General features: G+C 67.5%; 27 protein-coding genes and 3 pseudogenes. 18 read left to right on the top strand and 12 right to left on the bottom strand.

Annotated features, from left to right (window positions below):
- Positions 1–17 precede the first annotated feature (17 nt).
- The 4 genes from Sdia_RS29735 to Sdia_RS29720 form a co-directional block, all read right to left on the bottom strand.
- On the bottom strand, positions 18–587 hold the full coding sequence (locus Sdia_RS29735) for a hypothetical protein (protein ID WP_189500714.1): 570 nt from the start codon (positions 585–587) through the stop codon (positions 18–20).
- A 32-nt stretch (positions 588–619) separates the two neighbouring features.
- Complete coding sequence (locus Sdia_RS29730) at positions 620–1,522, bottom strand: hypothetical protein (protein WP_189500716.1); 903 nt, start codon at positions 1,520–1,522, stop codon at positions 620–622.
- Positions 1,523–1,947: 425 nt separating this feature from the next.
- Positions 1,948–2,724: an ABC transporter ATP-binding protein gene (locus Sdia_RS29725; RefSeq protein ID WP_371874310.1), complete on the bottom strand. Its 777-nt coding sequence runs from the start codon at positions 2,722–2,724 to the stop codon at positions 1,948–1,950.
- Between the two features lie 869 nt (positions 2,725–3,593).
- Complete coding sequence (locus tag Sdia_RS29720; protein WP_191835353.1) at positions 3,594–4,361, bottom strand: IS5 family transposase; 768 nt, start codon at positions 4,359–4,361, stop codon at positions 3,594–3,596.
- A gap of 244 nt (positions 4,362–4,605) precedes the next feature.
- On the opposite strand from Sdia_RS29720, the gene Sdia_RS29715 reads away from it, so the two are divergent.
- The 6 genes from Sdia_RS29715 to Sdia_RS29690 all read left to right on the top strand — a co-directional run bounded on the left by Sdia_RS29715 (position 4,606) and on the right by Sdia_RS29690 (position 9,541).
- Positions 4,606–4,791 (top strand): hypothetical protein, encoded by a 186-nt coding sequence (locus Sdia_RS29715; protein WP_189501291.1) that lies wholly within the window; start codon positions 4,606–4,608, stop codon positions 4,789–4,791.
- A gap of 23 nt (positions 4,792–4,814) precedes the next feature.
- Complete coding sequence (locus Sdia_RS29710; RefSeq protein WP_189501293.1) at positions 4,815–5,051, top strand: hypothetical protein; 237 nt, start codon at positions 4,815–4,817, stop codon at positions 5,049–5,051.
- Between the two features lie 279 nt (positions 5,052–5,330).
- On the top strand, positions 5,331–5,609 hold the full coding sequence (locus Sdia_RS29705; RefSeq protein WP_189501295.1) for a hypothetical protein: 279 nt from the start codon (positions 5,331–5,333) through the stop codon (positions 5,607–5,609).
- Between the two features lie 770 nt (positions 5,610–6,379).
- Positions 6,380–7,420 (top strand): DUF6292 family protein, encoded by a 1,041-nt coding sequence (locus tag Sdia_RS29700; protein ID WP_189501297.1) that lies wholly within the window; start codon positions 6,380–6,382, stop codon positions 7,418–7,420.
- A gap of 198 nt (positions 7,421–7,618) precedes the next feature.
- Entirely contained in the window at positions 7,619–8,707 is a 1,089-nt protein-coding gene (locus Sdia_RS29695; protein ID WP_189501299.1) for a pentapeptide repeat-containing protein, read from the top strand.
- A gap of 66 nt (positions 8,708–8,773) precedes the next feature.
- Positions 8,774–9,541, top strand: a complete 768-nt coding sequence (locus tag Sdia_RS29690) for an IS5 family transposase (RefSeq protein WP_191835353.1) — start codon at positions 8,774–8,776, stop codon at positions 9,539–9,541.
- A 652-nt stretch (positions 9,542–10,193) separates the two neighbouring features.
- On the opposite strand, the gene Sdia_RS29685 is transcribed toward Sdia_RS29690, so the two are convergent.
- On the bottom strand, positions 10,194–10,445 hold the full coding sequence (locus Sdia_RS29685; protein WP_189501240.1) for a hypothetical protein: 252 nt from the start codon (positions 10,443–10,445) through the stop codon (positions 10,194–10,196).
- 1,139 nt (positions 10,446–11,584) lie between these two features.
- Here Sdia_RS29685 and Sdia_RS29680 point away from each other — a divergent pair.
- From Sdia_RS29680 to Sdia_RS30525, 5 genes are all read left to right on the top strand, one after another.
- Entirely contained in the window at positions 11,585–11,851 is a 267-nt protein-coding gene (locus Sdia_RS29680; protein ID WP_189501238.1) for a hypothetical protein, read from the top strand.
- 77 nt (positions 11,852–11,928) lie between these two features.
- Positions 11,929–12,210: a hypothetical protein gene (locus tag Sdia_RS29675; RefSeq protein ID WP_189501237.1), complete on the top strand. Its 282-nt coding sequence runs from the start codon at positions 11,929–11,931 to the stop codon at positions 12,208–12,210.
- 238 nt (positions 12,211–12,448) lie between these two features.
- Positions 12,449–12,829, top strand: a complete 381-nt coding sequence (locus tag Sdia_RS29670; protein WP_189501235.1) for a hypothetical protein — start codon at positions 12,449–12,451, stop codon at positions 12,827–12,829.
- Positions 12,830–13,189: 360 nt separating this feature from the next.
- Positions 13,190–14,017, top strand: coding sequence for a hypothetical protein (locus Sdia_RS29665; protein WP_189501233.1), 828 nt, complete (start codon positions 13,190–13,192; stop codon positions 14,015–14,017).
- A 206-nt stretch (positions 14,018–14,223) separates the two neighbouring features.
- Positions 14,224–14,514 (top strand): helix-turn-helix domain-containing protein, encoded by a 291-nt coding sequence (locus Sdia_RS30525; RefSeq protein ID WP_229831696.1) that lies wholly within the window; start codon positions 14,224–14,226, stop codon positions 14,512–14,514.
- Here Sdia_RS30525 and Sdia_RS29835 read toward each other — a convergent pair.
- The 3 genes from Sdia_RS29835 to Sdia_RS29650 form a co-directional block, all read right to left on the bottom strand.
- Positions 14,495–14,869, bottom strand: a complete 375-nt coding sequence (locus tag Sdia_RS29835; RefSeq protein ID WP_223123512.1) for a hypothetical protein — start codon at positions 14,867–14,869, stop codon at positions 14,495–14,497. The two genes, Sdia_RS30525 and Sdia_RS29835, sit on opposite strands and share 20 nt — an antisense overlap.
- Positions 14,866–15,270, bottom strand: a complete 405-nt coding sequence (locus Sdia_RS30875; RefSeq protein WP_371874311.1) for a relaxase domain-containing protein — start codon at positions 15,268–15,270, stop codon at positions 14,866–14,868. Before Sdia_RS30875 ends, Sdia_RS29835 begins: the two co-directional genes overlap by 4 nt.
- 306 nt (positions 15,271–15,576) lie before the next feature.
- The gene (locus Sdia_RS29650) at positions 15,577–16,176 is read right to left on the bottom strand and encodes a TetR/AcrR family transcriptional regulator (protein ID WP_189501231.1); all 600 of its coding nucleotides are present in this window, start codon (positions 16,174–16,176) and stop codon (positions 15,577–15,579) included.
- Positions 16,177–16,213: 37 nt separating this feature from the next.
- On the opposite strand from Sdia_RS29650, the gene Sdia_RS29645 reads away from it, so the two are divergent.
- Complete coding sequence (locus Sdia_RS29645; RefSeq protein ID WP_189501229.1) at positions 16,214–17,302, top strand: GNAT family N-acetyltransferase; 1,089 nt, start codon at positions 16,214–16,216, stop codon at positions 17,300–17,302.
- A gap of 163 nt (positions 17,303–17,465) precedes the next feature.
- Here the strand turns inward: Sdia_RS29645 and Sdia_RS30520 are convergent, their stop codons facing one another.
- A complete protein-coding gene (locus tag Sdia_RS30520) occupies positions 17,466–17,600 on the bottom strand; it encodes a hypothetical protein (protein WP_262417795.1) in 135 nt (44 codons plus the stop codon).
- 127 nt (positions 17,601–17,727) lie between these two features.
- Positions 17,728–18,096, bottom strand: coding sequence for a hypothetical protein (locus tag Sdia_RS29640; RefSeq protein WP_191835384.1), 369 nt, complete (start codon positions 18,094–18,096; stop codon positions 17,728–17,730).
- Between the two features lie 134 nt (positions 18,097–18,230).
- On the opposite strand from Sdia_RS29640, the gene Sdia_RS29635 reads away from it, so the two are divergent.
- The gene (locus Sdia_RS29635; protein ID WP_189501225.1) at positions 18,231–18,980 is read left to right on the top strand and encodes a transposase family protein; all 750 of its coding nucleotides are present in this window, start codon (positions 18,231–18,233) and stop codon (positions 18,978–18,980) included.
- 873 nt (positions 18,981–19,853) lie between these two features.
- Positions 19,854–20,689, top strand: a pseudogene (locus Sdia_RS29630) (IS5 family transposase).
- A 398-nt stretch (positions 20,690–21,087) separates the two neighbouring features.
- Here Sdia_RS29630 and Sdia_RS29625 read toward each other — a convergent pair.
- Complete coding sequence (locus tag Sdia_RS29625) at positions 21,088–21,990, bottom strand: phosphotransferase family protein (RefSeq protein WP_189500589.1); 903 nt, start codon at positions 21,988–21,990, stop codon at positions 21,088–21,090.
- A gap of 33 nt (positions 21,991–22,023) precedes the next feature.
- Positions 22,024–23,304, bottom strand: coding sequence for a helix-turn-helix domain-containing protein (locus Sdia_RS29620; RefSeq protein ID WP_503827459.1), 1,281 nt, complete (start codon positions 23,302–23,304; stop codon positions 22,024–22,026).
- A gap of 403 nt (positions 23,305–23,707) precedes the next feature.
- Here Sdia_RS29620 and Sdia_RS29615 point away from each other — a divergent pair, with 403 nt between their 5' ends.
- From Sdia_RS29615 to Sdia_RS29605, 4 genes and pseudogenes are all read left to right on the top strand, one after another.
- On the top strand, positions 23,708–24,193 hold the full coding sequence (locus Sdia_RS29615) for an ATP-binding protein (RefSeq protein WP_229831629.1): 486 nt from the start codon (positions 23,708–23,710) through the stop codon (positions 24,191–24,193).
- 49 nt (positions 24,194–24,242) lie between these two features.
- A complete protein-coding gene (locus tag Sdia_RS29610) occupies positions 24,243–24,788 on the top strand; it encodes a P-loop nucleotide/nucleoside kinase family protein (RefSeq protein ID WP_189500592.1) in 546 nt (181 codons plus the stop codon).
- A gap of 307 nt (positions 24,789–25,095) precedes the next feature.
- Positions 25,096–25,197 (top strand): annotated as a pseudogene (locus Sdia_RS30555) (DUF5999 family protein); the annotation flags it as partial.
- Positions 25,198–25,250: 53 nt separating this feature from the next.
- Positions 25,251–25,619: pseudogene (locus Sdia_RS29605) on the top strand (hypothetical protein); the annotation flags it as partial.

The raw sequence follows: 25,619 nt of genomic DNA, 5'->3' as shown, positions 1-25,619 counted from the left end.
TCGGGCAAGGGCGGAAGCTACCGATCGTGCGATACGCCCTGCGCTGGGCCTACCCATGAACCGGCAGCCGTCCCCAGCACGAATATCGATATCGCTGCGTACCAAGCACCCGGATCCGAACCTTGTTCAATGGGCCACGCCCAAGATGCAGTCAATCCGCCATGAACATCACGGGGCGCGGTCAAATAGATGGTTGCGCCATAAATCAGTACAGGCAGCCATGCCAAGCGCGCCCCAATAAGGCAAGACGCTAGCGACGCCATTCCCGTGAAGCCCAGAATGTTGCGCACCATTGCAATTGCGCCAAAGGTGCCGGGATCGAACATTACCGTGCCCCCGAGAACGACCGCATATACTGCTGTTGCAATCGCGAGGTGGCCGGCCCTCCATAGCCAGGGCCGCCGAGCAGCCGTCCCTTCGATCTCAGGACTGGAGGAATGTAGTGAGCCAACGATAGCTGCCGCAGAAAGCAATGGCGCCATAGCAATAACGGGGACTCGTGCCGATGCGCCGAATCGAGGGGTGTCAATCAACCACTCAGCAAACCACCAAGACGCCAACGCCGTGCCGATCAGTGTCGCAAGCACCGGCCCCAATCCTCGAGTGCGCGCGTACAGGATCATGATGTTGGCACCTGCTTGGCGTCGCACTTTTCTACAGCATCGAAGTACTGATTGAGCCAGGCGTTACGCTCAGACTCAGATGTGCCTTCAAGCCATGCAACCGTCAGGTCGATGCCTTTTGGTCGGGCTCCGTAGTATGTCACCGAGGTGTCTGGACTGCCGGCGAGCCACTCAACCACTGCCGAACTTTGTGGTGGGTATGTCCACTTCCCGCCTTGGCAATTTCCATACGCCAGTTCTTGTGCGATCTCTTGCAAATAGCGACCCGGTTCGGTGACTTCGCGCCCCATCGTGGGATTTACTGATGCCTCACCGAAACCCAGATTCAGAACCCTTTTTTCCGGCGCGATCACATCACCGAATTTATAGGTGGGGTTTTCACTCCATTGTTCGGGAAGGTCAGGAACGCCTTCCAATTTGGCGTATGTTTGCTCGATGGCAGCTTCCACTCCGAGCAGTTGTTCGCTGTGCAATTCGGTCACACAGACCTTCGGCTTGCCATTCGCGCACACCAGTGCGGATGTCTCAGGGTTCAGCCTCCAGACATCGTCACCAGAGTTAACGAGCAAGACTGCTGCGCCTGCCGCGGCCGCGAGCGGAGCGAGCGCAAGCCCTCTGCGTCTGCCGGCAAGCAGCAGTATGGTGCAAGCTATACCAGCCATCCAGACAAAAAAGACCGGGCCGTACCACCAAACCGGTCGGTCCCACAGCCCGTAATGGCTGACGGTGGGCGAAAGCTGTGAAAAGAACCCGTCCCCGAAAAATGCAGTGGACCCCAGAATGGCATATACCAAAACAGCAAGGGAAGGTGCAGCCAGCCTCCATGAAATGAGCTGGCCGAGAGCGAACCCTGCCATGCTCAATGCTGCCATCGAAGCAAGGTCAGCAGCAATCAACATGAGAGGAGGGCTATCGACGGTCGCATATGGCCACGTAGAGACCAGCACTACGGCAGCGGCCACGAAGTATCCGCCCACCGGCCATGCCACTGCTGGTGCGGACGCTCCTATGGTCTGCATCAAGACACTTCGAGGCATCGAGGATCGGAGTTCTCCCAATCCTCGACGACGCTCACGGCCCCCCAGCCAGCACGCTCCTGCAGCAGCAATGGGTCCTGTAAGCAGAATCCCGATGGTATGCAACTGTCCGACGGTCGACACCCAATGCCCTTGCCAACGTTCCGTATTCGTGAACATTGCGATCAAGGCTGCCGAAATTACGGCCAGGCCGATTGCAGGGGCAAAACCTCGCTTCATTTCCCCACTCGGGAGAAGACTGGAGCGAGCAGACTGCGCGTGTCTATCTTGTACAGTGACCGCCTCGTTCACGATGCAACTCCCTTCTTCGCCCCTGCACGATGCGCGCGCAGAGCAGAGGCGTACCCGCGCTCAATCGCGTTGTCGCCTGTGTCGCCTACCTGGCCGAGGTGGGCGAGCTGAACCGTGGTTCCACGAAATGCCACCCGCCCGGCGTCGATCAGGGTTACTTGGCTGCAGGCAGCAGCCACGTCCTCAACCAAGTGGGTCGATACCACAACTGTAGAGTTTTGGCCAAGTCGGCGCAGTAGGGCGCGGAAGTCGACACGCTGCTCAGGGTCGAGTCCGGCCGTGGGTTCATCAAGAAGAAGCAAGTCTGGCTTATTCACGATGGCCTGGGCGATTCCGACACGTCGTTTCATGCCCCCCGAGAGATTTCTTATTCTCGTATCAAGGCGCTCCGTCAGTCCGACCTCTTCTACGGCCTGGCATACCGCTTCTTTCGTTCGGCCTCTCGGAATGTTTCTCAGCCACGCCACATAAGAAACGAATTCGCGCACGGTAAAGCCGGGGTAGTATCCGAAATCCTGCGGAAGGTACCCGAGCTTTTGGCGAACTGAAATTCTGCTAGTCATCGAATCGACCGATTTACCTTGAAATTCGAGTGTCCCGTCTGCTGGCGTCTTGACGGTAGCTAGAACTCGGATCAAGGAAGTCTTTCCAGCACCATTGGGCCCGAGTAGACCATGCACCCCAGGGTGCAAGTCGAGATCCAGACGGTCGAGGACTTTGGTGCGGCGGTTCCGCACAGTCAAACCCCTCGCGACGACAGTACTTGCACTCACCAAATTTTCCCTTCTGTAGATAAGTTTCCCTAGTGCAGAATTGATATCGGTTACGAACCGGCTACTTCAGAGCGGTGGGCCGGTGCCGCGAAAAGTTGCAGAAAAGCAAGAGGAGGGTGGCTACCTTGAGTAGGTTTGCACCCGACCGCACGCCCATATCTCCCCCGACCCAAGGGAGCGTTAGGCCCTCAGACCCACGGAACCTTAGGTCATTGCCAGCCGCAGGTAAACGAACCGACCTAGCCGTGCGCATACCATGGAGTAACGTAGCGTGACTGGAGGCTGATCGGCTTCCCGGCAAAGCGGTGCATTCTATTCACGTTTCATCACGTCACCTGAGGGTGTGTTGAGGTCTGCCAGCACTCTCAGTACACAGTAAAAAGAATCGCCTCAGGCGTGTCGCGGCTTCCTGGCTACATCTGGCGCCACACCGGCTGCCAAGGGCGGCCGGTGTGGCGAGCGCGCGGGCGCCGTCCTCGTCGGTGGCCGCGACGTGCGACACCGGCTGCCAAGGGCGGCCGCAAACCCAGCTTCAGGAACGGACCGCCCGTTCCACTCGGTGAGCGCACAGCAGCGTGACTCTGAGCTACGTGGTCCCGTCTACGTCCCCGCCGCGTGAGGGGAGTCGGCTGCCGTTCTCGGCGCCGGAGCCGGGCCGCCCGGCCACATGAGCCCTCGACGCCGGACGAGGACATGCTCGCTTCCCCGCACCCGACACCTCTCAACACACCCCCTGCAGGGCCAACCCCCAGCTCTTCGACTGCGACCCCCGGGACCGCGGCGACGAGAGCCACAACGACATGCTCAACCGCATCACACACGCCCGCCAGCTCTGCCGCACCTGCCCGCTGGCCACTGAGCCTTTTCCATCATCGGCCTGAGCTGGCCAGATGCAGGGTCAGGACGGCTTGGATGAGGGCGGTGATCCGGGTGGTGGAGCATCGGAGCTTCCGCAGGAGCCGCCAGGACTTGAGGGTGGCCATGGCGTGCTCGACGAGGGCACGGATCTTCGCGTGGGACCGGTTGACCGCCTGCTGGCCGGTGGAAAGGCTGTTCCAGCGCCCCCAGTACGGGGTGCGGACGGTGCCGCCGGCGCCGCGGTAGCCCTTGTCCGCCCAGCAGGTGACGTCGGCTTGGGCGAGGGCGTCGACGATGCCGTGTTCGCGGGCCGCGCGGATGTCGTGGACGGCCCCTGGCAGGGCCGCTGAGGCCCACAGCAGTCGGCCGAAGGGATCGGCGAGGACCTGCACGTTCATCCCGTGCTTCTTGTGTTTGCCCGAGTAGAAGGGGCGGTCGGCCGCGATGCGGTCGATCGGCAGAAGTGTGCCGTCGAGCAGGACGAACGCCTTCGTCGAAGCGGTGCGGACGGCGTCGGCCAGGGTGGGCGCGAGGTCGGCCAGGAGGTCCACGGCCTCGGTGACGTAGCGGTAGGCGGTCGTGGTCCCGACGCCGAAGCCGGCGGCCAGCTGGGCGTAGGTGTGTCCCACCCGCAGGTGAGCGAGCGCGAGAAGGGCCTGCCGGCCCGCGCCCAGCCGCCGCCACCGGGAGCCGATCGCACGATGGTGCGCCCGCAGTTGCCGTGCGAGGAAGCGCAGGGTGGAACTGGACACGTCGATGCCGGACGAGTAGACAAGCATGTGAAGCCTCTGGTGGAGACGGTTCTCTTGGTCGAAAACCCATCTACCAGGGGCTTCGCCTCGCTGTCAGGCCAACTGCTCAATCCGCACGGCAGGTTGGAAAAGGCTCACTGACTGCCTCCGCTGGGCCCTCACCAACCCCACGGAAGTCACCCGAGTCGGCATCTGGGCCGCGACCGCCCCCTACGAGCGCCAGCGCCTCCGCGCCCGCCTTGCCAAACGCCTCGGCCCCCACTGGACCGACGTGCTCGCCGCCCGTCTCCAGGACCGCAAGGACCGCGCCGCCCGCGCCCGCCAGGCCCGGCACCAGTCCCTCACCGTCGAGCAGACCCGCCTCCTCCGCCTCGACCTCGCCCACAACGGCCCCAGGCGTCGCCGCACCGCCCCTGGCCAGCAGGCCCAGCACCGCGCCGTCACCAACGCCGCCTGACCACCACGAAGAGGAAGACCTCCATGGCCCGCATCACCGTCCGCGTTCAGCCCTCCCATGCCGACAACACCCCCTGCGACCACCCGGTCAAGCCCTCCGGCAAGCCCCGCGACCCCGACTCCGGCTGCACGGGACGCGCCCGCTACACCGTGCTCTGCACCACCTGCGGCCCCGTCGGCGAACCCCACCGTCTCCGCGTCCTCGCCGACCCGGCCGCCGCCACCCACCGTGGCGAGCACCGCCACCACACCACCCACTGACATTCAGCCCAGGGCGGCGGTCGCCAGGCCGCCGCCCTCCGAGAACGGAGCCCCCATGCACCCCAACCCCTCCCCCGCCCAGAACAGCTCGCCGCCCCAACGCGGGCAACCGAACTCCCCGACGAAATCCCCCTCTCCACCTACCGTCACGTCGGCGACGACGGACAAGAACACCCCGGCGTCTACGACCTGCTCCTTGCCCACCCCGACCGGAGCGAAGACATCCCCGACCGCCTGCTGCGGGGACGCGAGGGAACAGCCGCCACCAGGGCGGAGCAGGTGTACGAGGAAGCCGAGCGGGAGGCGAACCGGACGATGCAGACCGAGAACCTCCGTGCCGACCTGCACAGCGCGATCCGCGAGATCCGGATGCTCGCCCTGAAGGCCGAGGCTGCGATCACGCAGCTCAAGTCGCCTGCTGTGTACGACGTCGACACCGCCGAGTCCCCCGACATCCCGTACGTCGAGTCGTTCATCCGCGACATCAGGAAGGCCGGTATCGCGGCGCACGCGATCCTGCCCTTCGACTCGAACGGCGACGTGAGGCCCCTCCGGTAGGGCAGCAATCTGACCCAACCGGACAACAGCCCGTCAGCGCAGACGCGAGCGAGCCATGCCGACCCTGCAGCGTCGCCGCGAACCCTCACCGGCCCGCGTCCGCAACAACCGCGGGGAGGAAAGGACCACCCCGGCCGGGCAGGCGAGAGGCACCCGCTCTCCAACCCGGCCACCCGATACCGGAGCCTGGACGTGTACGCCGACAGCACCCGGAGGACTTCCGGGCCCGCACAACAACAGCCGGCACGCGCAGACGGGACTCCACCAGCTCGACGTCCACCGCCTGCTGCCGGGAGGCACGGTGGCCGCCTCGCATCTGCTCAGCGGCCAGCACACCGCCCCTCGACGCGCGACATCGAGCTGCACTGTGCGGCACGTTGCAGCGAGTGAGGACCACCTGAGACAAAGGCCGGCTCCCGCAGGGGGCCGGCCTTTTCTGTTTTCAGGGACCCTGCTCGGACCGCCCTCTCCAGCGCCGGGCAAACAAAGCGGCCGGCGCCCGATTCCGCCGAGGCGGGTGGCAGGGCGCCGGCCAACCGAAACCCAACACTCAGCATCCTGAGAGCCGGTTCAACCTCAGGCTACCGGGCCCGAGCCGGCAACTTGCCGCCATCGACGTTACGTATTAATGTTTTTACGCTGGGCGTCGAGGGTCAAGACATCTGCAGGACACCTCCGTCCGCACACCCGCCACCCGATCCGGACACCCGAGCGCCGCGGCACGGACCGGCACAATCTCTTCCCCAGCCACAAACAGAGAGAAGGCAACGATGATTCGCGCTGGACGACGCGAGCTGGCGCTGACCGTGGCGGACATGGCCCGCCTGGCCGGCATGTCCCTGAGTCACTACCGAAAGACCAAGCCCTACACGAAGCCCGGGCACCCCGCGCCCATCAGTTCCTCAGGCGCCGCCCGCCTGATGTGGGACCGCGAGCAGGTCGAGGCGTACCACGCCGGAGAGCCTGTGCCCTCCCTCCCCCCCGCCAGCGACCAGGACCTGCTCGACCGCCACGAGGCAGCAGCCCTCGTCGGTGTCACGCCTAGAAGCTGGAACCTCTACAAGCATGAGGCCGAGCTGGCCAAGCACGCCGTCAAGGTCCCCCAGGACGGCGGCGTCGAGCACTGGCCCCGCCACGTCCTCCAGCGCTTCAAGGACTCCCGGCCCGGCAACGGGCCCGCCGCCGGCCGCCCCCGCGGCAGCGGCGACATGATCCCTCGCGACCAGGTCCTCCCCCGGATCGCCGAACTCCTCGACGCCGACCCGGCCGCCACCGTCACTGACGTGTCCAACGCCCTCGGCATCGCCAGGTTCCCCACCGCCCGCGACGGCCTCAACAAGCTCCGCGGCCAGCGCATCGCCGACCTCGTCGAGGCCAACCCCCACCTCGACACCACAGAGGCCGCCGAGCGTCTCGGCTATCCACGGATCACCCACCGCGGAGCGACCGCGGCAGCCGACGCAGAACTCCGCGCCCGCGCAGCCCACCCCTACCTCGCCAAGACAGCTGACGCGCTGGTGGAGGCCGGCCTGGCCGAGGCCAGTGAGATCCCGGTGCGCACCGTCGACGGCGACCACCTGACCGCCGCCATCCCCCTCTCCCCCGGACAGCCCTCAGCCGCCCTCGTCTGGGACGACCGATACGGGTGGCGCACCGCGAACAATCGCCGGCACCCCATCGGCAAGCACACCTCCACCCCGCCCCAGGGCGACGACATCCGCTACCTCGGCACCAGCATCCACCCGGAGCCGGCCGAGCTCATCACCGACCTCGCCGACGCCAGCCGCGGCACGAACAAGCCCGCCCACTGAAATACTCCCCAGGAGATCGCCGGTGGCGACGACTGCAGCGTGTGCTGCCCATCGCTCTGGTCACCCCGGGCAGCGGCTTCCTGGAGGTTCCCCGCCGACCGCGCACACCGGTACCGCAGGGCTGGCCCGGCCCATCCTTTTCGGCGGCGAGCTGGGTCACGCTGCAACCGACCCGGAGGCCGGGCGGTCCTCCTCGGTATGGCAGCGACTACGAAGCCCCCGGCCAACCATGAGCCCCGCCTGTGGAGAATCGGCCGCGCGCTCACGGCAACCTCGCTCGGGGCCGCCGCAGCAGCCGGCGGCGTCTTCCTGGTCCTAGTGGCCCTTCTGGACTTCCCGAAGATCGACACCAACGCCAAGCTCGACGCCAGCAACCTCTTCGAGCTGCTGAAGCTCTCCTTCGGCGTGGTCGCCGGCCTCGGCGCGCTCGTCGCCCTGGTCGTCGCCTACCGCCGTCAGCGCCTGGACGAAGCCAGCGCGCACAGGGATGTCACCCGGCTCCATACCGAACGCTTCACCACTGCCGTCACCCAACTCGGCGACGACTCGCCCGCCGTACGCCTCGGCGGCGTCCATGCCTTGGCGGGACTCACCGACGACGCTCCCACCCGCGACCTGCGGCAGACCTGCATCGACGTCCTGTGCGCCTACCTCCGGCTACCGCACACACCCGACCCAGGGCCCGACCTCGAACACCAGCAGGAGCGCCACCACTTCCTCGCCCTGCGCGAGGTCCACCACACCATCCTGCGCCTCATCGGCGACCACTACCGCGCACCTGCGGGCGCTCCCCGGTCCTGGCAGGGCTGTGACCTCGACCTGACGGGCACCACAATCGACGGACGACTGGACTTTCACGGGGCGATATTCACCGAGGGCAAGCTGTCGTTCGCGCGGGTGATACTCGACGGCGGGACCGTCAGATTCGACGATGCGATCTTCAGCGGTGGCAGGCTTGACTTCCGAGAAGCTGATTTCAAGAGCGGTGAGGTGTCCTTCAACCGTGCGAGGTTCGACGGTGCCCTGGTCCGTTTCGTTGACGCCAGGTTCTCTGGAGCCGATGTGGAGTTCTCTGAGGGCGTGTTCCTCAAGGGCCTCCTGGATTTCACCGGCGCCGCGTTCAACCATGGCCCGGTCTCCTTCACGAAGGCACGATTCTGTGGCGCGTCGGTGACCTTCCTCCGTGCCTCGATCACCGGTGCAGCGCTGTTCTTCGACAAGGCAACGGTCAGCGACGGCTCACTGAGCCTTTTCCAACCTGCCGTGCGGATTGAGCAGTTGGCCTGACAGCGAGGCGAAGCCCCTGGTAGATGGGTTTTCGACCAAGAGAACCGTCTCCACCAGAGGCTTCACATGCTTGTCTACTCGTCCGGCATCGACGTGTCCAGTTCCACCCTGCGCTTCCTCGCACGGCAACTGCGGGCGCACCATCGTGCGATCGGCTCCCGGTGGCGGCGGCTGGGCGCGGGCCGGCAGGCCCTTCTCGCGCTCGCTCACCTGCGGGTGGGACACACCTACGCCCAGCTGGCCGCCGGCTTCGGCGTCGGGACCACGACCGCCTACCGCTACGTCACCGAGGCCGTGGACCTCCTGGCCGACCTCGCGCCCACCCTGGCCGACGCCGTCCGCACCGCTTCGACGAAGGCGTTCGTCCTGCTCGACGGCACACTTCTGCCGATCGACCGCATCGCGGCCGACCGCCCCTTCTACTCGGGCAAACACAAGAAGCACGGGATGAACGTGCAGGTCCTCGCCGATCCCTTCGGCCGACTGCTGTGGGCCTCAGCGGCCCTGCCAGGGGCCGTCCACGACATCCGCGCGGCCCGCGAACACGGCATCGTCGACGCCCTCGCCCAAGCCGACGTCACCTGCTGGGCGGACAAGGGCTACCGCGGCGCCGGCGGCACCGTCCGCACCCCGTACTGGGGGCGCTGGAACAGCCTTTCCACCGGCCAGCAGGCGGTCAACCGGTCCCACGCGAAGATCCGTGCCCTCGTCGAGCACGCCATGGCCACCCTCAAGTCCTGGCGGCTCCTGCGGAAGCTCCGATGCTCCACCACCCGGATCACCGCCCTCATCCAAGCCGTCCTGACCCTGCATCTGGCCAGCTCAGGCCGATGATGGAAAAGGCTCACTGAGCTTCGCGAGCGTGTGCTTCATGGAAGGTTCCGTGGTCTTCAGCGAGGCAGAGTTCTCTGGCGGACGAGCCTCCTTCGACTGGGCCGAGCTCGAAGGTGCCGCCGTGTACTTCGACGGTCCGACGTTCACCGGCGGGAGAGTTTCCACCTCAGGGTTGGTTGTCTTCTCCGGTGGCGAGGTGACCTTCGAGGGCGTCTCGGGCCCGACGCCGAGAGGGCTTCTTACTGCAGTCGGTTCCCCGGTGCCAGCCCATGTCGTCCTTCCTCGAGACTGGACGGCGACTCCTCGGTAGACAGGCGACAACGATGACGGTGGCGCCCTGAAGGTCGACGAGGGCACCAAGCACGTTGTTCATCAGCAACAGGGCCAAGCTCTGCACGAGTACCAGCACCGCCTGGATCCGCGACAAGTGGGAGTCAGGCGATGACGCGACATGGTGCGGCGGGGCGCGACCGGGGGTGAGTGTCGTGGGTGACGCTGGCGAGTCATGAAGGGGCCAGTCCGGAAGAGATCCGGACTGGCCCCTTCGTCGTGCAAGAGGGTCGGTGACGGTGTGCGCGGTGGGAGGCTGCGTGGCCCGGCAGAGCGCCCGGGGGAGGGGGCGGGCAGGTGGGCCGCCCCCTCCGAGGGGCGGTCAGTTTCCGAGGGACTCGTAGTGGTCCTTGGCGGCCGTGGCTGCGGCGGCCTCGTGGTCGGCGCATGTGGTCACGCGCGCACCCAGGTGGGAAATCATCCGGTCGGCGTCGTGGGGGACGCCGTCGTTGGTGAGGTGACAGGCCAGGCGCGTGTGGAGCGGGTAGCTGAGGGTGTCGCCGACAGCTTCGTGGGCGCCAGCAAGGTCGTAGATGTCGATGGGGGGCTCGATCCGGTGAATCGCGATGTCCACGAGGTGCTCTTTCCGGAAGGGGTTCGGTGCCGGTGGTCGCCACAACCAACCGATAGGAAAACTATAACATGCAACGCTTTCGGGTGGTGCTTCGCCTCGACCGAAGGGGTCGGCGCCCGTGCTGTCCCTCCCGGCGGCTCTGCCCGCATCGGAGAGTGGCCGGCGGTCCGACGTCGCCCTCCCTGTCCCGCTGGCCGCTCACCCAGGGAGCGCCCCGGATGAGAAGTGCGATTCGGTCGTGCCGAAATGACGACTCCGGATGGGGGGGCGAGCGGGGGGCGTCGGCGTTGCGTACCGCTCCGCCCGGGCGCCACCGGCCATCGGTAGCGGTCTGGAGGATGGTGGCCGGTCGGCCGGAGCTGATGGCCGATGGCCGGTCGGCCGAAGCCCGCCTGGTGGCCGATGGGGGCGGGGGCAGGGGGTCGCGCTACGTGCGGAGAGTGATCGGCCAGTAGGGCCGGCCGAGGCGTCGGTGGTGTCCCTCCGTTCCGCGATCGGCCATGAGGTGCCGGGCGGGCGCCTGGCCGGTCGGCCAGGACCGAAAGCGTGGCCGGTGTTGAGATGTCCGATGGCCGGTGGTGGCGAACTGCCTGCCGGATCTGTCCGGCCGCAGGAGCGGAACTCGCCCGTCGGGCATCGCCGGGGCGGGGTGGCGCCGTGCGGCGCGCTCTGGAGCCCCGTCACCTAGTGCCTGTGACCTGCGTGTTTCTCGTCGGGTCAGCGTTTGGGTCAGCAGTGGGGCCGCGGCATTGCTCTCGGTTCCGGCCGCGGCCCACCGCGCCGCAGGTGGTGCCGGGCGGAGGCGTCGGCCACGGCGCGCCCGGCCGTCGGCCGTGACCGATGACCGATTCGCTCGCGACCGGCCACGGCCGGGGCGCGATGACCGGCGGCCATTCCTCGATGGGGCGTGCTGATGACCGGCCGGGTGAGGCGAGGGCCGGCGTACCTGGCTAACCGGCCAGCCTCCGGCGCGGGTTGCTCTGCGTAGCGGAGGTGAACGGCCTCGGCCCCGAGTTCGCGGCTCCTTCCGCCGCGCGCGACGCGCCGTCCGGTGCGCGGTTCGGAGTGCGAGTTCCCCACTGGAGTGCATAGGTGTTATAGTTTTCTCATTGAGCCGCTCGGTCGAAGAGGAGTACTCCATGAACATCCGCATCCGTAACACCGAGGACGCCGTGGCCACCATCGCCGCCCTGGCCACGAAGGCAATTGCCAAGGGCAATCACGAGGGTCACGACCTGGAGGCCGTCGGCGAGCGCATGACCTGCACCCAGATCCTCGACCGCATCCGCACCGCGTACGAGCGCCACACCGCACGCGGCGCCACCCCGAAGGAGGCGGTTATCACCGTCGGGCAGACCCTCGTCGCCACCTACTGCGAAAGCGCGGGCATCCCCACCACCCGCTGACCCTCGTCGGCCGGGCGCAGCGCGCGCCCGACCGACGCTCCCGGATGAGCCGAACCGACAGAACGGAAAGGGCCGCCATGCGAACTCAGGACGGCAGCACGCAGGAGACGGGGCGCCGCGAAGGGCTGCGCATCACCGTCGTCTACACCGGCATGGGGGACCCTGAGGTCCACGCCGCCGGCTGTGCCGACATCGCGCGCACGATGAAGACGCGAGGCGTCAGCAGCGAAGAGCTGGACGCCGCCGACGCTCGCGCTGTCTCGGCGCATGTCTACGCCGATCAGATCGACGAAGGGGAGGATGTCGACGACCTGGTCGCGGCCCTCAGCTTCAAGCCCTGCGCGCTTGCCCAGCTCTGAACCCTCGCCTGCTGTGCGCCTCGAGTTCGGGGTGTACAGCAGGCGATCCGCCTCCGTCGCCGTCGGTTGCGCGCGCCGCTCGCCGAGCCTCCCGCTTGGGCCGGCGCTGTGGCGTGCCGGGCTCCGCCTGGCGCTGGGGTGCGCCCTCTTTCGGCTGTGACTGCCGTCCGCCGTTGAACCATACAACGTTCCGTTGTATGGTTTGAGTGAAGCCAGCCCGGACGCGAAGGGGAGCGCCATGCGCACGCAGACCATCACCGCAGAGATCGAGGCCCGCGCCAACGCCGCCGTCAACGCCGAGCGCGCGTCCCGCCTACGCCTCGCCGAGCGGGCCGCCGACCCGGAGGCCGCGCTCACCGGCTACGACCACGCCGAAGCCCTGAAGGCCGCCGGAATGGCCGCGCCCTGGAAGGACCTCCTGCAGCTCATTGAGCGGACCGGGAACGCGGAGAAGGCCATCAAGGCGGCCCGCCGCAGCGCTCTCGCCGCCCTGACCGAGGAGCACGAGTCCCTGAGTACCAGCGCCCTCACCAACGAGATCGAGCGTTTCCGGCGTGAGGGCCTGCGCAGCCTCCTCCGCGACACCGCGTTCCTGACCCCGGATGCCGAGGTCGTCTAACCCACCCCTGTCAGGGCCGCCCGCCGAAGCGCGGGCGGCCCGCGACGAAACAGCCCGAACCCACCACCAGCACGGAGGACTCATGAACACCCCGGCCAACCTTGCCGCCTTCCAGCCCGGCGACCGCGTCGTGTGCGCGGACGGCGTGGCCCGCACCGTCCGCGGCATGGCCACCCAACGCCCTCAGGAACCCGCCTGCGTCGTGACGGAGGACGGTGTGGGATCGCCGCCCACTGCCGTCGCGCCAACCGAGAGGATGTCGCCGCCGCCCGGACCGTCTCGGCCTACGCCGCCGCGCTCGCCCAGAAGAACCCCGACCTCAACCTCCCGCAGCGGAGCGCCGCCCTGGCCGACCTCGACATGGCGCTGACGTACCGCGACGCCGCCGAGACGGATGCGACGGCCCGCAACACCATCGCAGCCGCCCATTCCCCCGCCGGCCGGGACCTGGCCGGACTCGCCACGCGACGCGGCACCGGCGCTGACGACCCGACCCCGGAAGGCCGGGAGGAAGCGGCCCTCCAGAAGGAGGCCTGCGCGCTGTTCGCCGTGCTCTTCCAGGACGGGCGCGCACACGCCTTTCAGCGGGTCCAGCCGTTCGGTGCCGAGCATCCCGTGGGATGGACGTACCGCACCGGGTACGGCGCCAACGTCCGGTACGGGTGGATCACCGCCCACACCGGCAAGCGCGGCGCCACCACGGTGGAACACCGGTGGCAGGCGGAGGAAGCGGCCGCGGGCGCCGCCGTCCTCGCCGGGACCGCCGTACCCTCCCAGGAACACTGCGCTGCCATGACCTCCGCCGAGCTGCGCGAGCTTGTCGACCGCCTCCGGGACCGGGCCTCGCGCACCCTTGGCGTCGACCCGCGACACGTCTTGGACCAGGACGTGGCGGCCGCCCTCCAGCTCCTGGCCGCGTGGCACTTCGCCGAGGTGCCCCGGGGGTTCAACCCGGCCGCCAAGGAAGGCTGCGAGGATCACGCCCCGTCCGTCACGGGCCTGGTGGTCGTCCCGGCGGCGAACGGTCACGTCACCGCGCTGTGGGTCGAGAACGGCCGCTACGTGACCCCCGCAGGCGATCCCTTCAGGGCGCAGTGCCGAGCCCTCCGTGAGGAGTTCGAGAACGCCGGCTGGAAGGTCGTCCCCGGCACCGTCCGAGTGGTGACCGCTCACCGGCCCACGCCCTGACCCGGCGGCTGCCCCCTCGCTACGCCTTCCGCGGCGAGGGGACAGCCCTCCGCTGCCTGGGAGGCGGCGGAAGCGCGCACCGGACCCCCAAACCCACCCCGGTACAACGCAACGTTGTACGGTTGATGCCGGGAACCACCCGCCGGCCCCGCTTCGCCCACTGGTGAGGCGGGCGGAACCGCTCCTCCTCACGAAAAGCGACGACCATGACGAAGAACCCGAAGAAGGCGGCCGGTGCGGCCGACGCCGACGAGCCCCAGGCCGAGGGTGCGGGCACGCAGGAGACCGCCGTCTGCGGGTACGCCGAGGTGGCCGGCGAGATCGGCGTGAAGCCGGCCACCATCCGCTACTACTGGTCGCAGAAGCGCCATCTGCTGCCCCGGCCGGACGCGTTGGTGGGCGGGAAGCCGTTGTGGTACCCCGCGACTGTCCGGAAGTGGGCCAAGAACCGGCTGGGCACGGGCTACCGTTCCGACCTCAAGTCCCCGGACGCCTGACGGCCGGCTGCTCGACCGCCCCCTGCTTGTCCGTACACCCCCCCGTTCCTGCCGGAGCGGGGGGTGTACTGCTCCGACACGCCTGCATCCGTGCGGTGATGGCGGGGCCGGGTTCTTCGCCGGGGTGCTGCGCTTCCCACTCGGCGTGCAGACGTTGCAGGTTGCCGTCGATCTGCGCCGACCGCTTCGACATCACCGCGTTGAACGGCCCCAAGTCGACCACCTTGCCCGATACGGGATCGAGCGTCAGGCCATGCTCCGCGAGCGTCTGCGATAGTTCGGGGTGTGCGGCGATCGCGGCGGTGCCGAGTGCGCGGATCGCGCCTTGCTGCTTGAACAGGGCCGCCGTGGTCAATGCCCGCCACTTCCCAGCGCCCAGATGCGGGTGCCGATCTGCATGTGGATGTGCCGGTGCGGATCACCAGCGCGGGAGGTCTTATGCCGGATGCCGACGACCTGCATCTGCTCGATCGGTACGACCTCCTGCGCGCCGCGCGGCCCCGCCAACGTCACCGAGTGCTGCCCGAGGAACCGCCGAATCTCCGCCAAAGCGTCCTGCTGCGCGGCGTCCAGCGCTGCGGAGACGTCGGGGTGGAGGGCGGCGGCGACCGACAGTGACTTGGGGGCGTTGATCGTCATCTCCGCGAACAGTGGCGACCCCTTGTGCACCTCGCCGGGCTTGCGCGGGGTGCCCATCGACTCGCCCGTTTCCGGGTTGATCCAATCCACCCACCCCTCATACTCCGCAGCCGACAGGGAGCGGTGGCGGTGACCTCGCCCGCCGCGTCGAGCACCGCGTACTCGGTTACGGCGTCGTCCGCGCCGAGGTAATACTCGTCCGCGCCGGAGCGGTCGGCCTCGACGTACCGGCGAGCGGCAGCACCCGAGCCGCGGAACAGGATCACGCCGCCTTCCACACCGCTCACCGCCTCCCGCAAGGTTGTCCTTGCAGGAGAGGTGCGCTCTACGGCCCCGCCGTAAGATACGTGCATTTCTTTGAAGAGGCAGGCGGAACGGCGAGGGTTGCTGGCTAGGTCAGGTGGTCGAGGTCGTGCTGCGGGGTCAGCGGCGGAGCAGCGTGTGAAGTCCGGTGCTGATGATGGCTTCGGCATCGATCTGATGGGATGCGTGAAGCGATGCGTACAGCGGGGCAATGTCGCCGTCTACTGGCGCGATCCGCTCGCTCCCCGCCATCGGTGTCGTGGCCGCACTTCCGATAACGAAGTTGGACAGCGCGTAAGCGTCACCGAGCGGGTCAGAAGCCCCTGTCTCGGCGAGTAGAACGCACATGCGTTCCGAGAGGCGCAGATAGTTCGGGCCGCGGGGCGCACGCATAGCGATCACCTGGCAGGCCCAGGGGTGGCGAACCAGATGCCGGTAGTAGGTGAGCATCAGTGCATGGAGTTCGGCGTGCTCGACCGCTGCTTGCAGTTCCGTGTCCTGCCCGAGTACGAAATCGAGGGCGAGATCGAAGAGGTCATCGACCGAGGCAATACGCGAGTACAGGCTCGTGGGGGCGACATCGAGCCGGAGAGCCACCGCCCGGATCGTCAGAGCACGCAAGCCGCCACGATCCAGCAGTGTGGCGGCTGCGGGGGCCACTTGCTGAACGTCAACGGCGCGCGCCCGCTGTACCGGCTTGCGGTGCTCCCAGTAACTCATGCTCGCATGCTATCCGCACTATGTTAGTTTAGATGGCATGTTGGATGCCGAACTTCTTCCGCTTCGGAGCGACCGGGCCGTAGTGCGCCCAATGCGTCTTGACGACGCTGGAGCGTATGCGGCGGGCACGAACGACGCGGCGGTGCGAGCACACGCGCACCTCCCCGAACCTGAGTACACGGAGGAATCGGCCAGGGCACTCATCCAGGGTTCGATCCGTGAGGGGCTGGAACGCGGAGATCTGGCGGTGCTCACGATTGCCGACCCTGCAATGGATGAGTTCGCGGGAAGCCTGGTGCTGTTCGGGGTCGTCGGCGGTTCGGTCGAGGTGGGGTTCTGGGTGCATCCCGATCATCGAGGCAAGGGCGTGTCGGGTGCCGCGCTCGTGCTCGCAATCGAGTTCGCGAGGCGTAGCGGGTTCACGGAAGTCACGGCTCGCACCGTTCCCGAGAACGAGGCGTCACAGCGGGTACTCGCACGGGCCGGCTTTGCGCGCGGCAAGCAGACGCAGGAGGCCGCACCCTCTGGTGAGCGAGTGAGCCTGCTGCGCTACGCCCGAAAGATTGGACCGCTCTCGCTGTTCCCGGTGAACACTCCGCGCCTGCGTCTGCGCCTGCACGATCATGCAGACGCCGTGCCGCTCCAACGCATCTATGGTCGGGCAGACGTTGCCCGGTACTTGCTGGATGAACCGTGGACGGAAACGGATGCCGCGCGCCACCTGGCCGAGCGGGTGGCGAAGACCGGCCTGGACGATGGGAGCACAGCGCTGGCGCTGGTCATAGAGCACGAGGGTGCCGTGATCGGAGACGTGCAACTCTGGCTGACGGATACCTCACGCCGTGTAGCTGAAATCGGCTGGGCGCTCGATCCCGCCTATGGCGGCCAAGGGTTCGCGGGCGAGGCGGTCAAGGCTGTCCTCGAACTCGCGTTCACCACCTATGGACTCCATCGTGTGGCCGCGCAGTTGGATGCACGCAACGAGGCTTCCGCCCGGCTCGCGCAACGGGTGGGCATGCAACAAGAAGCGCATCTGCGTCAGGACTGGTGGAACAAGGGCGAGTGGACAGACACCCTCATTTATGGTGCGCTCTCCACCGACTGTCACGCGGCAAGCGAGCAGTGAGCAGCACAGGCAGGGCGTCGAACAATGTCGAGGGAGCAGCGCAGCACAGACCTGCTCCATCTTTCCACAGCCCTCAAGCCCCCTGCACCTCCTCGGCGCAACGTCGCGGCGCTGACGCCCGTTGCGTGCCGGCGGAGCCTCGGGGGCGGGAACGTCTACCGCTTCACGCCAGCCATCGGCCGGCCGCCAGCTCCAGTCGGGGTCCTCTCCACACTTCCGCCTGCGCCTCGCCGACGGTGAGGTGGGTGCCGCACTCGGGGGAGACCTCGGAGTGCCCCAGGACTCGCTTCGGCGGCACGGAGGCCGTGCAGAGCGTGGGCGCGCAGGGCCGCGGTTGCCCCGCAGAAGCGACCGTCGCGAGGCCCGAGACAAAGTCGTGCAGCGGGGGCGGCGCTTGATTGGCCGCCCCCGCCGGGGGTGCTCGGTCAGAAGGATGCGTACCCGAAGAACAGCCACCCGGTGTGCCTGAGCGTGCCGCCCCTCAGAGGCACGCTCAGCGTCCCGGTGTACGGGCGGCCGGTGACCGGGTGCGACTCGTAGCGGCCGGTCACTCCGTACGCAACGTCCTCGCCCTCGGCGAGTTCCCCACGCGAAGTGAGGATGGCGCGGGCGATCTCCTCGACGCTGCCGTTGAATCCGCCTGAGGGGGCATCGGCGGTCGTGATGGTGACCTTGACGGTGCGCTCATCGGTCAGGACGGGTACCGCCCCGGCCGGGCCCCGCTTGTCGGCGATACGGGAGTCATCGGCCCCCAGCAGGTGCCCCGCGTACTGCTCGGCCTCCTTTGCGGTCATCGGGGTGTTGGTGATCACTGAGCTTCTTCGAGTTGGCCACCGATCGGGTGATGGGCCGTGGGGCGCAACGGACGAGGCCCCCGGGCTGTTGATCGAGATGTCTGACGTCTCAACAACACTGCTCGGGGGCCTCGTTGGTCGTCCATCCTGCCGCACTCGACCTGCCGCATGCACTCGTGGAGTGGGTCACCATCCTGATCGTCACCCGTGAGGGCGACCGCCGCTGCAAGCTCCGTCCGTCTCAGCGCGCGATGGTGGCACTGGTGTACCTGCGCGAACACACCACGCTCGCAAAGATCGCCGCCGGGTTCGGGATCAGCGAGTCCACCGCCCACGCCTACACCAGCACGATCGTCGACCTGCTCGCCGCCCGTGCACCGGGCCTGCTCAAGACGCTGCGCGAGCACGAACCCGACTTCGTCCTGCTCGACGGCACCCTCTCCGAATGCGACCGGGTCGGCGACGGCCGGGCCGACTACTCCCACAAACACCGGCGCCACGGCGTGAACGTGCAGGTCGTCACCGACCCCGGCGGCCGGCTGCTGTGGCTCTCGCCCGCCCTGCCGGGCCGCACCCACGACCTGACCGCCGCCCGCACCCACCGGATCATCCGGATCTGCGAGCGCCAGGGCGTCCCGATCCTGGCCGATCTCGCCTACCAGGGCGCCGGCCCGTGGCTGACCACCGGCATCAAACGCAGGCCCCTGCAGGAACTCACCCCCACCGAAAAGACCCTCAATCAAGCACTGGCCGCAGCGCGAGCACCCGTCGAACGCGGGGTCGCAAGGCTGAAGTCCTGGCGGATCTTCCGCAGGGCCCGATGCAGCCCCAACCGCATGACGTCAATCGCCAAAGCAGTCCTCACACTGGAGCGGCAACGCTGAAGAAGCTCAATGTGAGACGAGGAGCCGGGCGCTCAGGCTACGGCTTGGACCAGCAAGCGGTCTGCGGCGGGCCAGCTACCTCGGGAGGGCGTTCTTCGCGTCCCGGCTGCTGGCATCGGGCTGGAGCATCCCGAGCGCCTTGGCCGCCGCCGTCAACGGCGTCACGCTGGCGTTCCTGGCGGGGCGCCCCCGATCGGCCGCCGGGTGCGGCAGTTGACTGCGCGGTCCAGGGTCGACGACCTGACAACCTGGTAATGATCGAACCCACCACACAGTGACGGAACCGTCCTTCCTACCTGCCTACGTGCCCGGTTCCCCTCCCCGCAGGCGCGACGCCGTGCGGCGCGCGGCCTCGGCCGACCTGCTCCTCGTGGCAGCCAACCACCTGTTCCCGAGGCCGGGGCCCGGGCAGCCAGGACACCAGGTCCGCTCCTCCGCCTGTGGCGGAACGCGAACACCGCCACGACGCACCCGACACTGAACCAGCGCCCTTCTGCTCACGCCTTTGCCGAGGGACAGCTCGTCCCGTGAACATGACGCTGTCTCTGCCCCGCTGACCGGGGCAGAGACAGCCATGGGATTCACCTTCGTGTCATTCTCCGGGCTCCACCGTTCGCAGCCGCACCTCGGCGGTGCCCTGCTCGTACAACCGCTCCGAGACCTGCACCAGCACCGCGGTGTCGTAAGGCGCGGAGCGTCGTGGCGCCACAGATGATCAGGGTAGCCGTCACCTTCGCTCGTGCGGGGCTGCTGTGCACGCAGCGGCCCCCCGGAGACGGACGCCGACACTTCCCACTCGACGCCGATGACCTCAACGTCGTCCCCGCTTAGAGGTCCTAACAGAAGTTGTTGATCATGTGACTTCCGGCTTGAGTGGTCGTTGGTCCGTTCGTGGGGAAACGACAGTCGCGGCCCTGGGTCGTGTCGGACGAACTATGGTCGCTCATCGAGCCGTTGTTGCCCGAGCCGGGACCTAAGCAGGTGGAGGGCAGGCCGCGGGTCCCGGACCGGCAGGCACTGTGCGGAATCCTGTTCGTGCTGCACACCGGCATTCAGTGGGAGTACCTGCCCCAGGAGCTGGGCTTTGGCTCGGGGATGACGTGCTGGCGGCGTCTGGCCGCCTGGAACGAAGCTGGCGTGTGGGACGCACTGCACCTGGTGCTGCTGAAGAAGCTGCGGGCCGCGAAGAAGCTCGACTGGTCCCGGGCGGTGATCGACTCCTCCCACGTCCGGGCCGCTCGGCGCGGCCCAAAAGCGGCCCCAGCCCGGTCGACCGCGCACGACCGGGCAGCAAGCACCACGTCCTCACCGACGGCCAGGGCATCCCGCTCGCGGTGTCGCTGACCGGCGGAAACCGCAACGACGTCACCCAGCTGCTGCCGCTGCTGGACAAGGTTCCGGCCGTGGCGGGCACCGTCGGCCGGCCCAGACACCGGCCAGACGCACTCCTCGCCGACCGCGGCTACGACCACGACAAGTACCGCCGCCTGCTGCGACAGCGCGGGATCCGGCCGGTCATCGCTGAACGAGGCGTCGAGCACGGCTCCGGCCTGGGCGTCTTCCGCTACGTGGTCGAGCGCACGATCGCCTGGCTGCACGGCTTCCGCCGACTGCGCATCCGCTGGGAACGACGCGACGACATCCACGAAGCCTTCCTCGGACTCGCCACCTGCCTCATCACCCACCGCCACGTCCAACGCCTTTGTTAGGACCTCTTAGTCACGGGCATGTGCTGCTACTGGCGACCCTGCGGGCCCTACACCATGCTGCTCGGGTTCGACGGCGAGGCCGTGGACCCGCTGGGGCTTCTGGACGACGGAACAGTCCGAGGCAAGGTGGAGTGGTGTCCTCCGGACATTTCCGTAACCGGTTACATCCGTCCGGCAGCCACCGTCGCTCCACCGGCCAGCAGGCCAACACGGCGTATCGGTTCCGCGTAGTGCGGCGCTCGCGGCCCCTCAAGCCACCGAGGAGGGGGCATGTGCGGGCTTCTGTCCAGGTGCTGCGGCTCTCGGCCGCGCCGCCCTGCACGCAGTCGACCGGTCGCCAGGGGCTTCGCTTCCTCAATCAGGCGGAGACACGGCATGCGTACGGGATCACCCACGTCTCAAAGGATGTTCCATTCGAGGAGTTGATCGTTGCGGCGCAGCCCTTCCACGCGGCGTTGGACTTCTATCAAGCTGCCTGGGGCGTGTCGCACTTTTCTGGCGTTCGTCGTGATCATCCGTAGCTCTCGGATGGCTGCCAGAGTGCGGTAGTCGGGAAGGCGTGTGACGTCCCAGCCGTACGCGTCCGCGAAAGCCTTGTAGTGCTGCTTTCCGTATCCGAAGCGCCGGCAGTGCACTTCCACGGTGACCAGGTCCCACTCCGGCTGCCCCAGGGCCACTGTGTCCCAGTCGCACAGCACGGCCGCGCCGTCGAGGTGCAGAGCATTGCGATGCTGCGGGTCTCCTTGAATCACGCCTCCGGGGAGTTCGTACTGCACACCTTCAAGGTGGGTCTCAAGCTGGGCTGCGTACTCATTCAAGAACTCCAGCGCGTCGGTCGACAGACAGGTGATCCTGGAGAGCGAGCGCCGAATGGCAGCAAGGTTGTCGTGGGCTGGCAGGGGCACCGGGGGGCTCGGCAGCGCGTGAAGTGCGCGCAATGGATCGGCCAGTTGGGAGGCTGCGACGGGGTGAGAGGGCTGGGGCAGGTAGTGCCAGAAGGTGACCGCGTGTTGATCGACGACAACGGGCTGATCGGCGGGGTGGAGGGGGGCGGTGGGGAAGTCGAGGCTCATGAGCCATCGAACGAACCGGACGGTTCGTTCGACGCCCTCGATTCGTGATCCACGTCGGGCGATCTTGACGACGGTTCTCTCTCGCTCCAGGAGATAGACAGCGTTGGTGTGTCCTCGGAGAAGGCGAGCGTCGGAGCAATCAAGCCCGACCTCCGTGCACCCCCGCTCCAGGACTTGGCGCAGTTCGGACTCGTCGTACCCGCCGGGGGCCGGCGCAGCGTGTGTCATAGGGCACAGGCTCACCGATACCCGGGGGTGCTGTCACATCTGCCCGGGCGGGAGCGCAAGAATTTCCCGCAGATCGACGGCTGCGCGGATGGACTCTGCCCCTCGCGGGAGAGCGCCGATGATCTCCCGGGCTCGCTCCTCCACGATCGGGGTGCGGTGTTCGGGGGCGACCCGCAGGAGGGTGGCGGCCGCCAGTTGGCAGGCTTCGCTCGCGCTGCGGTCGTGAGCGAGGCACAGCGCTGACTCCAGAGTGAGCAGCGCCGGATCGATGCCGGTCTTCGACGGGTAGAGGTGCAGTGCGGTCTCCTGGACGCGGCGTGCCTGGCTCGTCTTGCCCAGGGCGGTCAGGGTTCCACTCTGGTACAGCCGAAAGCGTCGCTCGGGGAAGCCGAAGGCGTCGTTGTCGGCGGAACCTCCAGCCCCGCTCTGCTCGAAGGCGGCGGCAGCCCGGCGAAGGGCCGTCTCGGCACCATCGGCGTCTCCCAGTTTGGCCAGTGCACGAGCTTCGGCGGCAGAGGCAAAGGCGGCCGTGGTGCTGGGGCGTCCGCGGCTGATGATCCGGGCTTCCCGCGCAAGAGCGACCGCCGCTTCGAGAGGGCCGTAGTAGAAGGGAAGCATCGCGGCCTGAGCGCGTACGCGAGCACGCAGTTCCCCATTACCGCTGTCGTCAGCGGCATGCCTCGCCGTGGCATACCACGAGCGGGACCGTGGCAGGTGCCCGAGCTTCATCAAGGCGTCGGCGATCAATGTGGCAAGCATGGCAGTCAGCTCGGACAACCGAACCTGGACCGCCGCTGGCTGTCTCTGCCCTGCGAGGTCCTCCACCTCCGTCAGGTGATCCAGGAGCACCTTGAGCATGGTGGTGGGTGCCGTGTAGACGTACTGCTCCCGAGCCCAGAGCACCTGCTCGTCGAGCATGTCGAGCTGGGCCGGGCTGACGGTGCCGGCCGCCAAGGTCCGGTCTACCGAGCGTCGCGCCGCGTCCACGCGCTGCTCCAGAGCGCCAACCGTCGAGGGGCCCTGAGCTACTGCGCCGGAGGGCAGCAGCAGTTCAGCTGTGGGGGTGGCGGAGACGCACGTTGTTGTGGGCCCAGCGTTGAACCCGAGCTCATCAGAGGTGCAGCCATAGAACTCGCACAGGAGACCGATTGTTGCGGGCTGCGGCTGGTGACGGCCCATTTCCCAGGCCGACAGCTGAGCTATATCCGCCTTCGGAGCGTTCGGCCGTCCCGCGCTGAGCGTGTTCAAACCTTGAGCTGCGTCCTTCAGCGTCAGAGCGCGGGCGAGACGCTGTGCACGTAACCGAGACACCATGCAATGAGCGTGGATGGCCCGGGCGATCTCCTGTGGAGCCTCTCCGCGCTGAGCGGCCTCCTGCCGTAACCGCTTGGCGCAAGAAGGACCGTGCGATTCGGGGGCCATCAGTACCTCCTCGACTGGGACCGGCTCTGGAGATCGTAGTGACGGCGTCACGAATTCGTGAGCCGATTGGTGATCTCGTGCACCTGGATCACGAATTCGTGAACCTTCACGATTGCCTCAGAGCGCCTCCAGGCGAATCCTGCTGGTCCTGGAGCCCGTCGGCACCCTGGGAGCGCTGTCTCCTCGGATGTCGGCCAGCAGGGGCGATTCTTCCGTACGCGTCATCCGAACGGATCTGGCCCCGCCTGACAGAATGTGAGGTGAACCGTTGAACCCCTTGTCCTGCGGGGAGTTCTTGGCCGAACTCGCGCACGGCAGCGGCACGGAGCGGGTCGCTGTCGAGTTCGAGAGCCGCGCGCGGAGCGTCGGTGAAGCTCGCCTTTTCGCTCGGGAACAGCTCAGCTTCTGGGGCCTGCCCGAGAGCGACGACCTGACCGACCGTGTGCTCCTGGTGCTCAGCGAACTGGTCACCAACGCGGTCCTACACGGGCGTATGAGGCCGCCCGGGGAGATGGAGACCGTGAGCGTCATGCTGACGCTGAAACGGGGCCTCGCGCTCGGGCTCATGGTGACGGACAACTCTCGCCAGCCGCCGCTTCTCGGCCGCCCTGTGCTGAGCGCCCACCGTGGGCGGGGCCTGCTCCTCGTCCAGGCGCAGTCAGACGGTTGGGGTACGTCGGCTCGGTGTGAGCGGCAGGAGCCTGCCGGCAAAACGGTCTGGGCGTACTTCCGGTGCCCGCAGTTGTCCACCCCGCCCGAGCTGATGCTCCGGTCGGCATGAGCCAGGGCGCGAGGGGCGTACCTGGATATGAGCATCGACAGGAGAGGGCATGATCGTCGCCGTAGGTGGCCGACCGTTCACCGGCAAGTCCACCCTGGCCCGCGCCTTGGCGGACGCGCTGTCCGGTGTACTGCTCGACACCACGACGGTTCGGAAGGCCCTCTTCCCCACAGTGGTCGAGGCCCCGCCAGAAGTGACCGACTGGTTGTACGAAGGGTTGCTGAAGGCTGCGTCCTGGACTCTCGAGACGACACCCGGAGCGATCATCGTGCTCGACGGGCGTCCGCTCACGCGAAAACGGGACGTCCAAGCCTTGCAGCGGTTCGCTGCCCACCTCGGGCACACGCTGCAACTCATCGAGTGCGCCTGCCCGGTCGACTTGGCGGCAGAGAGGTCGCGGTCGGCAGCGACCGAGGCAGGGGGGCTTCCTGCCGAACCGGTCGACAACGGCACGGATCCCATTCCAGAGCCGAAGGTCGTGGTGGACACCTCCCATCCACCGGAGCGGTGTGTATCAGTCGCTCTGGACGGTGTGGGGCACCTCCTCTCGATGCACGGTGCCCGCCCTGCTGCCGCTCCATCCGCGCCTCCCTGATGACAAACGGGTTCGCTGACGGGCGCTCTCGATTGTGGCCGCAGTGACCACCACCGGATTGCTCTTCATCGTGCTCATCGTCGGGACCACGGGCCTTCTCGTCCTGCGAGGGTCCGAGCCCCAGCCGCCCAAGTCCAAGCGCTCCGGTACCGGATCGCAAACAGGATCTGGGCCTTCCTGACCAACTGTGACCCCGCGAGGCGCCGCGGCAGGCGTGCCGACCCTCTGGCGCGCACCTGCTGGTGATGTCCAGACCGCGCCAGCTCCCCTACCCCACTGCAACTCTTCGTCGATACGAGGGAATCCCATGTGTCAGCACGTACCGCCCTGCCCTACGGCCGATTCCGCGGACAACCAGGCAGCCCGCGCGGTCGTCGTGCGTAATGAGCAGGGGTGGTGTGTTAACTGCACCTTCTTGAGGTCGTTGGGCACTGCGATGTCCGACTGCCCAAGGAGTTCTGTGTGACGTCGCACGTGCGCAACCAGCTGATGGAGGGGCGGGCTGTCCTGCCCCGCGTCGGCTCGGTCGTTCAGCTGGAGACCCAGCACCCGGCGTACGCCGTACTCGACCCTGACGAGAAGCCGGTCGAGTCGGTGACGCCCTACTTGCGGGACCTCGCTCTGAACGACAACAGCCCAGCAACCAGCCGCAGTTACGCCGACGATCTGCTGCGGTGGTTCCGGTTCCTGTGGCTCTTGAACGTGACCTGGGACAAGGCAGAGCACTGGCTCGGCGAGGTCGAAGGCATCGACTCGACCCTGACCTTCCTTCGGGCCAAACAGGCCGAAGCCGCCCGCCTCACCAAGAGACCCACCACCAACCTCGGCATC

This window comes from Streptomyces diastaticus subsp. diastaticus, assembly GCF_011170125.1.
Classification (GTDB): Bacteria; Actinomycetota; Actinomycetes; order Streptomycetales; family Streptomycetaceae; genus Streptomyces; species Streptomyces diastaticus.
This window is presented reverse-complemented; position numbering and strand designations above follow the sequence as displayed.

Coding starts and splice junctions, on each gene's coding strand:
- Sdia_RS29650 (WP_189501231.1), bottom strand. CDS start 16,176: ATGAGTTACTGGGAGCACCGCAAGCCGGTACAGCGGGCGCGCGCCGTT.
- Sdia_RS29620 (WP_503827459.1), bottom strand. CDS start 23,304: ATGGTGTCTCGGTTACGTGCACAGCGTCTCGCCCGCGCTCTGACGCTG.
- Sdia_RS29665 (WP_189501233.1), top strand. CDS start 13,190: ATGGCGCTGACGTACCGCGACGCCGCCGAGACGGATGCGACGGCCCGC.
- Sdia_RS29730 (WP_189500716.1), bottom strand. CDS start 1,522: ATGTTGATTGCTGCTGACCTTGCTTCGATGGCAGCATTGAGCATGGCA.
- Sdia_RS29625 (WP_189500589.1), bottom strand. CDS start 21,990: ATGACACACGCTGCGCCGGCCCCCGGCGGGTACGACGAGTCCGAACTG.
- Sdia_RS29645 (WP_189501229.1), top strand. CDS start 16,214: ATGTTGGATGCCGAACTTCTTCCGCTTCGGAGCGACCGGGCCGTAGTG.
- Sdia_RS29670 (WP_189501235.1), top strand. CDS start 12,449: ATGCGCACGCAGACCATCACCGCAGAGATCGAGGCCCGCGCCAACGCC.
- Sdia_RS29640 (WP_191835384.1), bottom strand. CDS start 18,096: ATGACCGCAAAGGAGGCCGAGCAGTACGCGGGGCACCTGCTGGGGGCC.
- Sdia_RS29700 (WP_189501297.1), top strand. CDS start 6,380: ATGATTCGCGCTGGACGACGCGAGCTGGCGCTGACCGTGGCGGACATG.
- Sdia_RS29610 (WP_189500592.1), top strand. CDS start 24,243: ATGATCGTCGCCGTAGGTGGCCGACCGTTCACCGGCAAGTCCACCCTG.
- Sdia_RS29695 (WP_189501299.1), top strand. CDS start 7,619: ATGGCAGCGACTACGAAGCCCCCGGCCAACCATGAGCCCCGCCTGTGG.
- Sdia_RS29675 (WP_189501237.1), top strand. CDS start 11,929: ATGCGAACTCAGGACGGCAGCACGCAGGAGACGGGGCGCCGCGAAGGG.
- Sdia_RS29690 (WP_191835353.1), top strand. CDS start 8,774: ATGCTTGTCTACTCGTCCGGCATCGACGTGTCCAGTTCCACCCTGCGC.
- Sdia_RS29680 (WP_189501238.1), top strand. CDS start 11,585: ATGAACATCCGCATCCGTAACACCGAGGACGCCGTGGCCACCATCGCC.
- Sdia_RS29720 (WP_191835353.1), bottom strand. CDS start 4,361: ATGCTTGTCTACTCGTCCGGCATCGACGTGTCCAGTTCCACCCTGCGC.
- Sdia_RS30525 (WP_229831696.1), top strand. CDS start 14,224: ATGACGAAGAACCCGAAGAAGGCGGCCGGTGCGGCCGACGCCGACGAG.
- Sdia_RS29710 (WP_189501293.1), top strand. CDS start 4,815: ATGGCCCGCATCACCGTCCGCGTTCAGCCCTCCCATGCCGACAACACC.